Genomic DNA, 1,110 nt, shown 5'->3' on the forward strand with positions numbered 1-1,110 from the left:
ACCGATCGCGTTGGCCGGCAGATTGTTGGTGATGCAGCCGGTCTTGTGGTTCTGCTTGATTGTGCGCAGCGCCGCGACCATCTCGGGACGCAGCGTGCCGGACAGCAGCGGCAGGACGTCGCGGCCGCGCACCTCGGCGCCGAGCGCGCGGGATTCTTCAGCGAACAGCTCGTCGAAGGTGTCGAGATCGATTTCCGCGCGCTCGAATTTGGCCCAGGCGTTCTCGAAATGATTGGCGGCGTTGGTGCGGCGAATGATGTCGATCGGCAGCCCGCGCTCGGTCTCGAACCGCGCAAATGCCTCGAACGGCGAGCTCGTGAGCACCCCGCCGAAATCCCAGATCACCGCCTCGATCATCGCGTTCCATCTCCCCGCTGTTGTTTGCCGGAGCGCTATCACGCGCTCGCGGCGGCGACCAGTCTCATCGCCGATTTTGGGTTCCGATAATGGTTCCTATTTGCATCCTAATCCTGAACCTTTAGGCTGTTTCCTGAATCAGGTCGCCAATGACCTGAGAGGTGACGGGGCAGTTGCGTGCAGGTTCGGGGCATTGGTGAGGGGCTGAGGTCGAGCGTCGTAGGCCGGGCACGTCGCGCACCAAGACGGCTGCTGCTTTCGTCGCTTCTCGGTTCGACCGCGCTGGTGGCGGTGGCCATGCCCGCGACGGCTCAGCAGGTCTGGGTCGGCACGGATCAGTTGTACAATACGGCATCGAACTGGAGTGGGCCGGCTATCGTTCCGGACTCCAACGATACCGCGGTGTTCCGCAACAACGGCGCGTCGACGTCGCTGGTGCTGTCCGGCAGCACCACGCGCAACCCCGACGGTTTCACGTTCGAAGCCGGAGCGCCCGGCTTCCTCATCGGGGTTCTGTCCGGCGCTCAGCTCAATTTCAACGGCGCCGGCATCGTGAACAATTCCGGCAACGCGCAGCAGCTGATCATCGGTTCGGGCGGTCAGATCGATTTTCGGGGCAGCAGCACCGCCGCAGACGTCAAGATAACGAATACCGGCGGGACACTACTCTTCAGCGAGACATCGTCGGGCGGGACGGCGGAAGTCGTCAGTAACGGCGGGTATTTGGCGCTGCGGACCACCACGGGGGCGATC

The 1,110-nt window shown here is 63.4% G+C and carries 1 protein-coding gene and 1 pseudogene; one reads left to right on the forward strand and one right to left on the reverse strand.

The window, feature by feature from the left end; genetic code table 11:
• A partial coding sequence (locus tag DYI24_RS26985) for an HAD family hydrolase (protein ID WP_349627824.1) occupies nt 1-357 on the reverse strand: 357 nt, incomplete at its 3' end.
• Between the two features lie 285 nt (nt 358-642).
• Here DYI24_RS26985 and DYI24_RS26990 point away from each other — a divergent pair.
• Nucleotides 643-1,110, forward strand: a pseudogene (locus DYI24_RS26990) (autotransporter domain-containing protein); the annotation flags it as partial.

It is taken from the genome of Rhodopseudomonas sp. BR0C11 (assembly GCF_010820945.1).
GTDB classification, from domain to species: Bacteria; Pseudomonadota; Alphaproteobacteria; order Rhizobiales; family Xanthobacteraceae; genus Rhodopseudomonas; species Rhodopseudomonas palustris_H.